12 protein-coding genes are annotated in these 12,860 nt (G+C 69.4%); 9 read left to right on the plus strand and 3 right to left on the minus strand.

The genetic code is table 11. The features are described from left to right. Positions 1-58: 58 nt before the first annotated feature. From LK09_RS11050 to LK09_RS11060, 3 genes are all read left to right on the plus strand, one after another. Entirely contained in the window at positions 59-985 is a 927-nt protein-coding gene (locus LK09_RS11050; RefSeq protein ID WP_052226678.1) for a proteasome assembly chaperone family protein, read from the plus strand. A gap of 223 nt (positions 986-1,208) precedes the next feature. Then, a complete protein-coding gene (locus tag LK09_RS11055; protein WP_039399252.1) occupies positions 1,209-2,552 on the plus strand; it encodes an RNA polymerase sigma factor in 1,344 nt (447 codons plus the stop codon). Further along, complete coding sequence (locus LK09_RS11060) at positions 2,549-3,247, plus strand: coenzyme F420-0:L-glutamate ligase (protein ID WP_039399254.1); 699 nt, start codon at positions 2,549-2,551, stop codon at positions 3,245-3,247. The genes LK09_RS11055 and LK09_RS11060 overlap by 4 nt, the downstream gene beginning before the upstream one ends. A 64-nt stretch (positions 3,248-3,311) precedes the next feature. Here LK09_RS11060 and LK09_RS11065 read toward each other — a convergent pair whose 3' ends face one another. Continuing rightward, positions 3,312-4,337 (minus strand): sugar-transfer associated ATP-grasp domain-containing protein, encoded by a 1,026-nt coding sequence (locus LK09_RS11065; protein WP_039399255.1) that lies wholly within the window; start codon positions 4,335-4,337, stop codon positions 3,312-3,314. Between the two features lie 90 nt (positions 4,338-4,427). Here LK09_RS11065 and LK09_RS11070 point away from each other — a divergent pair, with 90 nt between their 5' ends. From LK09_RS11070 to LK09_RS11080, 3 genes are read left to right on the plus strand one after another with little or no spacing between them, the layout of a single operon-like run. Next, a complete protein-coding gene (locus tag LK09_RS11070) occupies positions 4,428-5,444 on the plus strand; it encodes a sugar-transfer associated ATP-grasp domain-containing protein (protein WP_039399258.1) in 1,017 nt (338 codons plus the stop codon). Next, entirely contained in the window at positions 5,438-6,124 is a 687-nt protein-coding gene (locus LK09_RS21975) for an alanine racemase C-terminal domain-containing protein (protein ID WP_039399260.1), read from the plus strand. Before LK09_RS11070 ends, LK09_RS21975 begins: the two co-directional genes overlap by 7 nt. Beyond that, positions 6,121-7,164 carry an alanine racemase gene (locus LK09_RS11080; protein ID WP_039399262.1) on the plus strand — a complete coding sequence of 348 codons (1,044 nt, stop codon included), beginning with the start codon at positions 6,121-6,123 and terminating at the stop codon, positions 7,162-7,164. The genes LK09_RS21975 and LK09_RS11080 overlap by 4 nt, the downstream gene beginning before the upstream one ends. Positions 7,165-7,169: 5 nt before the next feature. Here the strand turns inward: LK09_RS11080 and LK09_RS11085 are convergent, their stop codons facing one another. Further along, complete coding sequence (locus LK09_RS11085) at positions 7,170-7,394, minus strand: DUF7455 domain-containing protein (protein WP_039399264.1); 225 nt, start codon at positions 7,392-7,394, stop codon at positions 7,170-7,172. A 182-nt stretch (positions 7,395-7,576) separates the two neighbouring features. On the opposite strand from LK09_RS11085, the gene LK09_RS11090 reads away from it, so the two are divergent. From LK09_RS11090 to LK09_RS11100, 3 genes are read left to right on the plus strand one after another with little or no spacing between them, the layout of a single operon-like run. Further along, complete coding sequence (locus LK09_RS11090; protein WP_082008206.1) at positions 7,577-9,652, plus strand: DNA gyrase/topoisomerase IV subunit B; 2,076 nt, start codon at positions 7,577-7,579, stop codon at positions 9,650-9,652. Positions 9,653-9,690: 38 nt separating this feature from the next. Next, the gene (locus LK09_RS11095; RefSeq protein WP_156138749.1) at positions 9,691-9,921 is read left to right on the plus strand and encodes a CopG family transcriptional regulator; all 231 of its coding nucleotides are present in this window, start codon (positions 9,691-9,693) and stop codon (positions 9,919-9,921) included. Continuing rightward, positions 9,918-10,346, plus strand: a complete 429-nt coding sequence (locus LK09_RS11100) for a TA system VapC family ribonuclease toxin (protein WP_039399268.1) — start codon at positions 9,918-9,920, stop codon at positions 10,344-10,346. Before LK09_RS11095 ends, LK09_RS11100 begins: the two co-directional genes overlap by 4 nt. A gap of 7 nt (positions 10,347-10,353) precedes the next feature. Here LK09_RS11100 and LK09_RS11105 read toward each other — a convergent pair whose 3' ends face one another. Beyond that, a complete protein-coding gene (locus tag LK09_RS11105) occupies positions 10,354-12,795 on the minus strand; it encodes a DNA gyrase/topoisomerase IV subunit A (RefSeq protein WP_039399271.1) in 2,442 nt (813 codons plus the stop codon). Between the last annotated feature and the right edge of the window lie 65 nt (positions 12,796-12,860).

Consider the following 12,860-nt stretch of genomic DNA (forward strand, 5'->3'; position numbering starts at 1 on the left):
GTGTTCGCTCTGAGCGGCATCCGGCGCGCTGCGCATCGCAGCCTCGTAGAGTTGAAGCGTGCCCACCCCCGAGTCGCTGTACCATCGTGAGCCGTCCGCACCCCCGGTGCCGGAGGGTCTGCCACTGGTGATCGCGCTGAACGGGTTCACGGACGCCGGGTCGGCCGTGTCGCAGGTGATCGACTATCTGCGCGACGAGGTCGACTCCTATCTCCTCGCGACCTTCATCAACGACGAGCTGCTCGACTACCGGGCGCGTCGCCCGATCATCACGTTCGACGGAGACCGCCTCACCGATTTCCAGCCGGCGCGTCTGGAGCTGTCGCTCGCGCGGGATGCCGCGGGGCGGTCGTTCCTGCTCCTGTCGGGGTACGAGCCGGACTTCGCGTGGGAGTCCTTCGCCGAGGCCGTGATCGACTTCGCCGACGAGTACGCGGTCTCGACGGTCACCTGGGTCCATGCGATCCCGATGCCGGTCCCGCACACGCGGCCGATCGGCACGACCGTCTCCGGCACGCGCACGGCACTCACCGAGGCGCACTCCGTCTGGCGGCCCCACACGCAGGTTCCCGGCACGGCCGTGCACCTTCTCGAGTACCGCTTCGCCGAGGTGGGCGCCTCGGTGGCCGGCTTCGTCCTGCTCGTCCCGCACTACCTCGGCGACACCGAGTACCCCGCCGCCGCGCTCGCCGCGCTGGACAGCATCGCGGTCGCCACCGGGCTCGAGTTCGACGGCGACGACTTCCGCCGTCTCAACCGGGAGTTCCTCGAGAAGGTCGCCGAGCAGGTCGAAGGAAACGAAGAGCTGTCCCAGATGGTGCAGACGCTCGAAGAGCGTTACGACGACTACATGGCGGGCTCGACGCACGCCACGCCGATCATCCACACCGGCGACCTGCCGAGTGCCGATGAGCTGGCCGCCGAGCTGGAGCGGTTCCTGGCCAATCGGCCCGGCGACGAGGACCGCCGGGGCCCGCTGTCCTGATCGTCGGCGGGGTCCGCGGAATACCGATCGCCCGGACCACGTTGAAATGTGGTATCCGGCGTCGCAGACCTCCAGGCGGGATGTGCGACAATGGAACAGCCGACCCGTTGTCAACCTGATGCGCGGCGGCGACACCCGTCGCCTTCCCGCATCCGGACTTGACAAGGGTCTTACTAGTGTCCGCACACCGACCGGTCGGGCCCTGACCGGTGAAAGGCGAAACGTGACCACAGGCACGAAGACAACCGCGCGTTCGAGCGCGAAGGATGCCGTCGATGAGACGGCCGTGACGGAGGAGGTCGCCGAGGCGTCCGCGCCCGCCAAGAAGGCTCCGGCCAAGCGTGCGGCGGCGAAGAAGACCGCCGACAAGAAGCCGGCCGCAAAGCGCGCCGGTGCCAAGAAGAAGTCCGCCGACGAGCCCGACGAAGAGCCGGACGGCGACGAGGTCGAACTGGACGAGGACGACGCGGCCGAGGTCGCCGACGACAGCGACGGCGAGGCTGCCGGCGCTCCGGCAGCAGCGGCGACCGCCGAGGACGACGAGGAGGAGGGCGCGACCAAGCCCTTCGCCGAGCCGCTTCCGACCGGCGCGATCGTGATCAGCTCGAAGGACGAGGACGACGTCCCCGTCTACTCGACGCAGATCACCGGCGCCACGGTCGACCCCGTCAAGGACTACCTGAAGCAGATCGGCAAGGTGCCCCTGCTCAACGCGGCCGAAGAGGTCGAGCTCGCGATGCGCATCGAGGCGGGCCTGTTCGCCGAAGAGAAGCTGTCGCACATGTCCGCGGCCGAGAAGTCGACCCAGCTGGGCATGGACCTGCAGTGGGTGGCCCGTGACGGCCAGCGCGCGAAGAGCCACCTGCTCGGCGCGAACCTGCGTCTTGTCGTGTCGCTCGCCAAGCGCTACACGGGTCGCGGAATGCAGTTCCTCGACCTCATCCAGGAGGGCAACCTGGGCCTTATCCGTGCAGTCGAGAAGTTCGACTACACCAAGGGCTTCAAGTTCTCGACCTACGCGACGTGGTGGATCCGGCAGGCGATCACCCGCGCGATGGCCGACCAGGCGCGCACGATCCGCATCCCGGTGCACATGGTCGAGGTCATCAACAAGCTCGCCCGCGTGCAGCGGCAGATGCTGCAGGACCTGGGCCGCGAGCCCACGCCCGAAGAGCTCTCGCGCGAACTCGACATGACCCCCGAGAAGGTCATCGAGGTGCAGAAGTACGGCCGTGAGCCGATCTCGCTGCACACTCCGCTCGGTGAGGACGGCGACAGCGAGTTCGGCGACCTGATCGAGGACACCGAGGCGGTCGTCCCGGCCGACGCGGTCGGCTTCACGATGCTGCAGCGTCAGCTGGAGTCTCTGCTGGACTCGCTGTCCGAGCGCGAGGCGGGCGTGATCCGCATGCGCTTCGGCCTGGGCGACGGCCAGCCGAAGACCCTCGACCAGATCGGCGACACGTTCGGCGTGACCCGCGAGCGGATCCGCCAGATCGAGTCGAAGACGATGGCGAAGCTGCGGCATCCGAGCCGCTCCCAGTCGCTGCGGGACTACCTCGAATGACCGCGCAGGCCAACGAGGGCAAGGCCCTGACCGTCCAGATCGACGGCACCAGCGTCGAGCGCATCCCGATCCGAACCCGGGTCGTGATGCCCGGCGACGATCTGGACACGTTCATCACCGAGTACGCGGCGGATGTCGTCCAGGACGGCGACATCCTCTTCGTCACCGAGAAGATCGTGGCGATCACGCAGGGACGCTCCTTCCCGGTGGACGAGATCAAGGCGCGTAAGCTCGCGCACTTCCTCTCGCACTACGTCGTGAAGACGCCGTACGGGATCGGTCTCGGGATGCCGCAGACGATGGAGATGGCGATCCGCGAGGTCGGCACCGTCCGCATCCTGTTCGCCGCCGCCGTCGCGGCGGTGACCAAGGCGTTCGGGCGCAAGGGCGACTTCTACCGGATCGCCGGTGACAAGGCGCGTGCGATCGACGGCCCCACCAAGCACACGATCCCGCCGTACAACCAGGCGGTCGTGCTGGGTCCGCTGCGCCCCCGCGAGGTGTCGCAGCACCTCCAGCAGCTGCTGGGCACGAAGGCCGATGTGGCCGTCGTCGACATCAACGACCTCGGCGGCAACATCCTCGGCTCCACGCTCGACAAGGCCGGCGAGGAGCGCCTCGTGCGCATCCTCAAGGACAACCCGCTCGGACAGGGACACGAGTCGACGCCTCTCGGCGTCGTCCGCCCCGCCTGATCAGGCACGACGACGACGGCCCCGGACTCGGTGAGTCCGGGGCCGTCCGTGTCTCACGTCCGGGTCATTTGACGACGGCGTCGCCGATCGCCTCGCGATAGCGGTGGAGCAGACCGGTGCGCACGCCCGAGACCGTCGGCTTCATCTGGAAGACGCTGGAGTTGTGGTTGGCCTCGATGACCGCGGGGCCGTCGGGCGTGATCGCGATGTCCCAGCCGACGTAGGGGATCTGCGGGATGCGCCGGGCCAGGCCGTCCACCATCGTGACGATCTCGTCGTAGCGGGGAACGGCGAAGCCGGCGATGGCCGTTCCGGTGACCGGGTGGGTGCGGAAGATGTGGCTGTGCTTGTCGACGGCCGGGTAGAGCGCGACGCCGTCGTCGTCGAGCATGGTGAACATTCCACCGCCGGCGAAGTTGTCGATGACGTTGCCGTTGCCGATGCGCAGGACGCCCGCGATGACGTGGAAGACGCCCTGCGGATCGAGGTAGGTGATCAGCCGCACCGTGTTCACGCTGTCGGGGTACAGCGACGCCATCGCGGCATCCTGCGTGAGGACCTGCTCGACGAGCGTCTGCCCGTCGGCGAGTCGTGCATCCCGCCAGGCGGCGACGTCGTCGATGTCGGCGACCGAGTGCATCGCGATCCCCGATCCGCCCAGGCCGTCGGGGACCTTCGTGAGGATGCGCTCCTGCCCGTCGAGGAAGGCGGCGAGGTCGTCGACGCTCGCTTCGCGCGCGTCGATCCACTCGCGTCGGATGACGTCGGCGAAGTCGGCGTAGAAGCGCTGCTTGTCTTCCATCAGCGCCCGCGACTCCGGTGCGTTGAGGGTCTTGTTGAGACGGAACGCCTTGGGATGCGTCATCCAGGTGGCCCGCTCGCGGCCTTTCAGCAGCCGGATGTCCCACACGGCGTAGTCGCGGAAGCCCATCTCGTAGCGCACCGAGCACCACAGCATGTCGGCGATGATCACCGGCAGCAGGGCGCGCGAGGAGCCCTTGGACTGCTTGGCGAACTCGACGAGGTTGGACGCCTTCAGGCGCCGGGCGCGATCGCCCAGATAGCGGAGGCGAAGAGCGGTCTGACCCATGATTTCGACGCTATCACGGGCCTTCGGACACTCCCCGAGCCGTCCACTCCCGGGGGCTTCCGAGCCGCTCCCGATATACTCGCGAACGCTATGCAGATCGATGTGAAGGCCCGTGCCCGCTATGCCGTGAACCGCCTCAAGCGGTTCTCCCCGACCCGCATCTGGGCGCTCGCGCGAAAGATCGGGGGCGAGCACCACAAGTGGACGCTGCCCGTGTTCGTCGACATGCTCTGGTGGGCGGCGTTCCACGACACCGCGTTCATCGACTACTACGAGGCCGACTTCGCGTCGCTGACGCCGAAGGAGCGCAAGACGTTCATGACGTCGCTCATCCAGCACCACATCGCGGTCAGCGTCAACGATGCCGAGGTCGCCGAGCTCTTCGCCGACAAGCGCCGGTTCCTGCGCCGGTTCGCCCCCTACGTGCACCGGGAGTGGATCGACCTCGAAGAGGTCGGTGCCGCCGAGCTGCAGGCGTTCTGCGAGCGGAACCCGATCATCATCGCGAAGGTTCCGATCAGCCGCGAAGGCCACGGCGTCTTCCGGCACGACACGACCGGGGTCACCGACTGGGAGGCGTACCACGCCGAGCTGGTGGGCAACGGACAGCTCCTCGTCGAGCAGCCGATCGTGCAGCATCCGTACCTCGCGGAGTACTGCGCCGGCACCGTCAACACGACGCGCGTCACCACCTATTTCGACGGCACGACCGTGCACCGCCTCGTGATGGTGCAGAAGTTCGGTCGCGGATCCGTCTCGGACCAGTTCTCCTGGGGCGGCTTCTTCACCATGCTCGACGACGACGGCCACTCGGTCGGCCGCGGGCACTCCGGCAAGAACGACACCTTCTACGCCGTCCACCCCGACTCGGGCCGCTCGATCATCGACTACCAGGTTCCGCTGTGGGACCAGGTCGAGGCGCTCACCGACAAGATCGGGCGCGAAGTGCCCGAGGTGCCGTACGTCGGCTGGGACATCGCGGTCACCGCAGACGGGCCCGAACTCATCGAGGGCAACTGGATCCCCGGACTCTACGAGAGCCGCGTGCTTGCGACGGGCATCCGCACCGGAACGCGCCCGCGGCACGAAGCCGTCATGACGTGGTGACCGGCGCCGACCTGGACAACCCCGGAGCCGCGCCCGTCGCGCAGATCAGCCGCGCCGCCATCGCCGCGAATCTCGCCGCGCTCGGCGCGGAGGCCGGATTCGCGGTCGACCTGCGCGGGGACGCCTACGGCCACGGCTGCGCCACGGTCGCAGCCTGGTGCGCCGAACTGGGAGCCGCGGCGGCCCGCAGCGACGACGGCACGGGCGCCGGACCGCTGCCGGAAGCTGCGGCGGACGCCGTGCTCCTGGATGCGGAGCGCGTCTTCGGACTCGCCGAGGGGACGACCGCTGCGATGCGGTTCGCCGGCACCGCTCTCGTGGTCAAGGACCTCCGCGCGGGCGAAGGGGTCTCCTACGGCTTCCGCCATCGCGCGGCGCGTGATACCCGCATCGCACTGGTGACCGGTGGCTATGCCCAGGGCGTCGTCCGCTCTCTCGGCGGCGCGGCGGAGGTTCTCATCGGCGGTGCGCGTCATCCGATCGTCGGCCGTGTCGCGATGGACGTCTGCATGGTGGACATCGGCGATGCCGACGTCCGGCGCGGCGACGAGGCCGTGTTCTTCGGCGATCCCGGCCGTGGGGAGCCGGGCGTCCGGGAGTGGGCCGCCGCGACCGGCCTGCACACCGCGGAGATCGTCACGGCGGTCGGTCGTCGCGCACTCCGGGAGACACGGGCATGAGCACACGACTGGACATCGACCTCGACGCGCTGCGCAAGAACCTCGCCGAGATCGCGGCACGCGTCGCCCCAGCGAGGCACATGCTGGTCGTGAAGGACGACGCCTACGGGCACGGGCTGACGACGATCGCGCAGACCGGGTGGGATGCCGGGGTGCGCTGGTTCGGCTCGTTCGACGTCGCCGGCGGCCGGATCGTCCGGGATGCCCTCGGCCCCGATGCGCGGATCTTCGCCTGGATGATCGGGTCCCGTGAGGATGCGCGGCTCGGTGTCAAGGCAGACCTCGACCTCGGTGTCGGCGACACCGCCCTCCTCGAGGATGCGGCCGCCGTCGGAGCGCAGCGCGTGCACCTGAAGATCGACACGGGCCTGCACCGCAACGGCATCCGGCCGGAGGAGTGGCCCGTCGCCGTGCGGCGTGCGGCCGAGCTGGAGCGGTCGGGTGCGATTCGGGTCGTCGGCGTCTGGAGCCACATCGCGGAGGCCTCCGACGCCGAGGACGATGCCGCGCGGGCCGTTTTCGACTGGGCCGTGGCCGAGGCGCAGGCGGCCGGGCTGGCACCTCGGATGCGGCACCTCGCCGCCAGCGCGGCATCCTTCGCGAGGTCGGAGTTCCGCTACGACATGGTCCGGGTCGGGGCCTTCGCGTACGGCATCCACCCGGCGGGAGGACCGGATGCGGCCGCCCTCGGCATCCGACCGATCGCGACTCTGGCGGCGCCTGTCACGGCGGCGGAGGAGGAGTTCGTCCGCATCGGCATCGGCATGCTCGACGGCATCCCGTCGACACTCGCGGGTCGCGTCCACGTCGGGACGCCCGGCGGTCCGCGGCGGCTCGTGCGCATCGACGCCGCAGAATCCGTCGTCGCGGCCTGGCCGGGTGCGGCCGTGGGGGACGAGGTCGCGGTCTACGGTCCGGGGCGCTGCGGCGAACTCACCGCTACGGACCTCGCCGAGTCGATCGACACGATCGGCGAGGAGATCGCGTTGCGGGTGTCTCAGGCGGTGCCGAGGAGCTACCTGCGCGAAACGGCTCGCTGAGCCGGTCAGGCCTCGTCGTTCAGACGCGCGGTCTCGTCGTGCCAGCTCGTGGCGATCGCGCGCAGCTTCTCTTCGTACTTGCGCCCGTGGTGGGCGCAGAACAGCAGCTCACTGCCGTTGACCTCGGCTGCGATGTAGGCCTGCGCTCCGCAGGAGTCGCAGCGGTCCGCGGCCGTGAGCCGGTAGATGGTGGCCCCGTTGGTTTCGTTGTGGGCCGTCAGCGTGGTCATCTCGGTGCCTCCTCGGTCGGTCGCGAACTTCGTCTGTCACAGACATACAACCACGCGGAACCGTGAACGATGCCCGGATTGCCGGGTGGTTCGCTGAGCGCGTATCCTTGGACCCTCGGGTCCTGCCGGTCTCGCCGTGTCAGGGACGATGGTGTCGGAGGCCCCGGATATCCTGGTTGATTGTGACCGCCGAGTACTCCGCCCACCACCTTCAGGTGCTTGAAGGCCTCGAGGCCGTCCGCAAGCGCCCCGGCATGTACATCGGCTCGACCGATAGCCGCGGGCTCATGCACTGCCTCTGGGAGATCATCGACAACTCCGTCGACGAGGCCCTGGGCGGGTTCGGCACCCGCATCGACATCCTGCTCCACGCCGACGGCAGCGTCGAGGTTCGCGACCGCGCGCGCGGCATCCCGGTCGACATCGAACCGCGCACCGGGCTCTCCGGCGTCGAGGTGGTCTTCACGAAGCTGCATGCCGGCGGCAAGTTCGGCGGCGGCTCCTATGCGGCATCCGGCGGCCTCCACGGCGTCGGCGCCTCGGTCGTGAACGCGCTGTCGGAGCGTCTCGACGTCGAGGTCGACCGCGGCGGCAAGACGTGGGCGATGTCGTTCCGCCGGGGGGAGCCCGGCGTCTTCGCGAACGGTTCGCCCGACTCCGACTTCCGCGCCTTCGACGCGCAGAGCGAGCTGCGCACCACCGGGAAGGTCGCGAAGGGCGTCACCGGAACCCGGATCCGCTACTGGGCCGACCGGCAGATCTTCACGAAGGATGCCGCCTTCGGGCTCGACGAACTCGTCCAGCGCGCCCGCCAGACGGCGTTCCTCGTGCCCGGGCTCGAGATCGTCATCCGCGACGAGCGGGACGCCGAGGCCGGCGCCACCGAGACCTCGTTCAAGTACGACGGCGGGATCTCCGAGTTCGCCGAGTTCCTCGCGCCCGACAGCGCCGTGACCGAGGTGTGGCGCCTGCAGGGCTCCGGCGGCTTCACCGAGACCGTGCCGGTCCTGCAGGCGTCGGGGGCGATGGTCCCCACCGAAGTCGAGCGCCAGTGCGAGGTCGACGTCGCCATGCGCTGGGGGACCGGGTACGAGACGACCGTGCGGTCGTTCGTCAACATCATCGCCACGCCCAAGGGCGGAACCCACCAGCAGGGCTTCGAGCAGGGGCTCATGAAATCGGTGCGGGCTCAGGTCGAGGCGAACGCGCGTCGCCTGAAGGTCGGCAACGACAAGCTCGAGAAGGACGACATCATGGCGGGCCTGACCGTCGTGCTGACCGTTCGCCTGCCTGAGCCGCAGTTCGAGGGTCAGACCAAGGAGGTGCTGGGCACCCCGGCCGTCCGGCAGATCGTCTCGAACGTCGTGGCCCGCGGCATCACGGAGCGCCTCACCTCCACGCGGCGCGACGACAAGCTGCAGTCCGCGCTGCTGCTGGACAAGATCGTCGCCGAGATGAAGGCGCGCATCTCCGCCCGGGCCCACAAAGAGACGCAGCGCCGCAAGAACGCGCTCGAGTCCTCGTCGCTGCCCGCGAAGCTGGTCGACTGCCGCTCCAACGACGTCGCCGACTCGGAGCTGTTCATCGTCGAGGGCGACTCCGCCCTCGGCACGGCAAAGCTCGCCCGCGACAGTGAGCACCAGGCGCTGCTGCCGATCCGGGGCAAGATCCTGAACGTGCAGAAGGCCTCGGTGAGCGACATGCTCTCCAACGCCGAGTGCGCGTCGATCATCCAGGTGGTGGGGGCCGGCTCGGGTCGCTCGTTCGATCTCGAGGCCGCCCGCTACGGCAAGATCATCCTGATGAGCGATGCGGACGTCGACGGCGCGCACATCCGCACGCTCCTGCTCACGCTGTTCTTCCGCTACATGCGTCCGCTCATCGAAGACGGCCGGGTGTTCGCCGCGGTGCCGCCCTTGCACCGCGTCATCGTGAACGGCCGCGGGAGCCGGGCGGCGGAGACCCTCTACACGTACAGTGAACAGGAGCTGCACGGCCTGCTCGCGAAGCTGAGCAAGGCGGGCCGGCGCTGGCAGGAGCCCATCCAGCGCTACAAGGGCCTCGGCGAGATGGATGCCGAGCAGCTCGCGACCACGACGATGGATCGCGCCGGCCGCACCCTGCGCCGTGTGCGCGTGGAGGATGCCGAGGCGGCGACCTCCGTCTTCGAGATGCTGATGGGCAACGACGTGGCTCCGCGACGCGAGTTCATCGTGACCTCGTCCGACCGCTTGGGCCGGGAGCGCATCGACGCCTGACCGTTGACGTGTGATGCGTGATGCGTGATGATCGATGCATGCGCACCACGGTCAACATCGACGACGATGTGCTCGCCGCCGCGCGCCAGTACGCCGACGCTCGCGGCCTGACCCTCGGCGAGGGGATCTCCCAACTCGTCCGGGCGACCCTCACCGAGCGTGCGCGCGAAGGGGGCCGCCGCAACGGGATCGTTCTCCTCCCGTCGTCACCGGGGGCTGGCTCGGCGACCCTCGACGACGTCACCCGGCTGCGGGACGACCTGTCGTGACCCGGTATCTGCTCGACGTCAACGTCGTGATCGCGCTCGTCGACCCGATGCACGTGCACCACGAGCGCGCGCACCGCTGGTTCGCCGCGCGCTCGGGAACGCCGTGGTGCACGTCGCCGGTGGTGCAGAACGGCGCCCTGCGCATCCTCGCGCACCCGAACTATCCCAACACCCAGTCGATGCCCGCCGTCGTGATGAGCCTGTCGAGCCTCGTCTCGCACCCGGAACACGAGTTCCTCGCGGATTCGGTGAGCCTGCTCACCGGTGACGTGAGACGCGAACGACTGCTCTCCAGCGCCCAGGTCACCGATTCGTACCTGCTCGCGCTCGCGGTGGCCTCCGACGCGCAGCTGGTGACGTTCGACACGAAGCTCGTGACGATCGCCGTGCCCGGCGGAGCCGAAGCGCTGCTCGCCCTGACCTGAGCCCGGATCAGGCGACCGCGGTTCCGATCGCTCCGATGACCGCGTCGAGCGGCGTGCCCGACGCATCCCGCTTCGCGCCGGCCTCCGGGAGGGGGCGAACCGCGCCATCGGACCCCACCGCGCGAGGATCCGCGCCCACCCAGGCGAGCGTGAGGGTGTCCTCGCCCTTCAGGAACCGCTGCGCCCGGACACCGCCGGTCGCGCGGCCCTTCGCCGGGAACTCGTCGAAGTCGGACACCTTCGCGGCGCCGGCATCCGTCCCCGGCAGGGCCTGCGCGGACCCGGCGACGGTGACGACCACGACATCCTGCGGGTCGGCGACGACCCCGAAGAACACCACCCGCTCGCCCGGCGCGACCCGGACGCCGGCCATGCCGCCGGCGGCACGGCCCTGCGGTCGGACGGATGCCGCGTCGAAGCGCAGCAGCTGTGCGTCGCTGGTGACGAAGACGAGCTCCGCTCCGTCGGGAGCCGCCGCAGCGCCGACGACGCGGTCGCCCTGCTTGAGCGAGATGGCCTCGGCATCCGACTTGTTCGCAAGCTCCGACGTGGCGACGCGCTTGACGACGCCCTGCGCGGTGCCGAGCGCGATCGCGGGCTGCTCGACGAACGGGACGAGCGCGACCACGTGCTCGTCCTTCTCGAGGCCGAGGTACTGGTCGACACGGGTGCCGGCGGCGAGCTGGACGGAGTTGCCCGGCACGGACGGCAGGTCGACCGGCGAGAACTTCACGAATCGCCCGAGGGTGGTGACCGCGACGACGTCGCCGCGGGTGGTCGTGTCGACGCTGCTGCGCACCGCGTCGTGCTTGGAACGACGCGCCGGCGGAACGATCGCCGTGCCGTCGCCGAGATCCGTGCGCACCATGCGCCCCGTCGCGGAGAGGTACACGCGACAGGGCGTGTCGGCGATCTGCAGGTCGGCCGGAGCGGCGGCACGCGACCGGGGCTGGATCGGACCGCCGTCCAGCAGCAGGGTGCGGCGCGGTGTGCCGTACGTCTCGGCCGCGGCATCCAGCTCGCGCGCGACCTGGGCGTGCAGCAGCTCTTCGCTGCCGAGGAGACGGACGAGCTCCTCGATCTGCGCGTTCAGCTCATCCCGCTCGGCCTCGAGCTCGATCCGGGAGAACTTCGTCAGCCGCCGCAGTCGCAGCTCGAGGATGTACTCCGCCTGCAGCTCCGACAGATCGAAGACGTCCTGCAGGCGGGTCCGGGCCTGCTCGCTGTCGTCCGAGGTGCGGATCACCTGGATGACCTCGTCGATGTCGAGGATCGCGATGAGGAGACCCTCGACCAGGTGCAGGCGCTCCCGCTTGCGCGCGAGACGGTACTCGCTGCGGCGGGTGACCACGCCGATGCGGTGGTCGAGGTAGACCCGCAGGAGTTCCCGCAGGCCCAGCGTCTGCGGCTGACCGCCCACCAGGGCGACGTTGTTGATGCTGAAGGAGTCTTCCAGCGGCGTCAGCCGGTAGAGGTGCTCGAGCACGGCGGCCGGGTCGAACCCGGTCTTGATCTGGATGACCAGTCGCAGGCCGTTCTTGCGGTCGGTGAGATCGGCGACGTCGGCGATGCCCGTCAGCTTCTTGGCGCTGACGGCGTCCTTGATCTTCTCGATGACGCGTTCCGGGCCGACGAGGTAGGGGAGTTCGGTGACGACGATGCCGGTGCGGCGCGGACCGAGCGACTCGATCGAGACCTTCGCGCGCGTGCGGAAGGACCCGCGGCCGTTGGCGTAGGCGTCCTTGACGCCGTCGAGACTCGTGATGATCCCGCCGGACGGGAGGTCGGGCCCGGGGACGAACGCCATGAGCTCTTCGACGGTCGCCTGCGGGTTCTGCAGCAGGTGGATGGCGGCGCCGACGACCTCGATGAGGTTGTGCGGGGCCATGTTGGTCGCCATGCCGACGGCGATGCCGGAGGCGCCGTTGACGAGCAGGTTCGGGTACGCGGCCGGCAGCACCTCGGGCTGCTGGAACTGGCCGTCGTAGTTCGGGATGAAGTCGACGACGTCCTCGTCGAGGCTCTCGGTCAGGGCGAGGGCCGGGGGCGCGAGGCGCGCCTCGGTGTAGCGGGATGCCGCGGGCCCGTCGTCGAGGGAGCCGAAGTTCCCGTGTCCGTCGACGAGCGGCACGCGCAGCGTGAACGGCTGCGCCAGACGCACGAGCGCGTCGTAGATCGCCGAATCGCCGTGCGGGTGGAGCTTGCCCATGACCTCGCCGACGACGCGCGCGCTCTTCACGTGCCCGCGGTCGGGGCGCAGCCCCATGTCGGCCATTTGGAAGAGGATGCGCCGCTGCACGGGCTTGAGGCCGTCGCGTGCGTCGGGGAGCGCACGCGAGTAGATCACCGAGTACGCGTACTCGAGGTATGAGCCCTGCATCTCGGCGGAGACATCGACGTCTTCGATGCGCTCGTTGACGGCGGCGGGCGGGGGAGTCTTGGCAGGCATGCAGGTGAGGCGATCTTCGAGTTCTGGGACGATGCGGCCGGCACGACTGTGCGAGACTTGGCCGG

Source organism: Microbacterium mangrovi (genome assembly GCF_000802305.1).
GTDB classification, from domain to species: Bacteria; Actinomycetota; Actinomycetes; order Actinomycetales; family Microbacteriaceae; genus Microbacterium; species Microbacterium mangrovi.

Bases quoted from the DNA above. Each gene is read 5' to 3' on its own strand.
- LK09_RS11060 (WP_039399254.1), top strand. From the start codon at position 2,549: ATGACCGCGCAGGCCAACGAGGGCAAGGCCCTGACCGTCCAGATCGAC.
- LK09_RS11065 (WP_039399255.1), bottom strand. From the start codon at position 4,337: ATGGGTCAGACCGCTCTTCGCCTCCGCTATCTGGGCGATCGCGCCCGG.
- LK09_RS11070 (WP_039399258.1), top strand. From the start codon at position 4,428: ATGCAGATCGATGTGAAGGCCCGTGCCCGCTATGCCGTGAACCGCCTC.
- LK09_RS11080 (WP_039399262.1), top strand. From the start codon at position 6,121: ATGAGCACACGACTGGACATCGACCTCGACGCGCTGCGCAAGAACCTC.
- LK09_RS11085 (WP_039399264.1), bottom strand. From the start codon at position 7,394: ATGACCACGCTGACGGCCCACAACGAAACCAACGGGGCCACCATCTAC.
- LK09_RS11095 (WP_156138749.1), top strand. From the start codon at position 9,691: ATGCGCACCACGGTCAACATCGACGACGATGTGCTCGCCGCCGCGCGC.
- LK09_RS11105 (WP_039399271.1), bottom strand. From the start codon at position 12,795: ATGCCTGCCAAGACTCCCCCGCCCGCCGCCGTCAACGAGCGCATCGAA.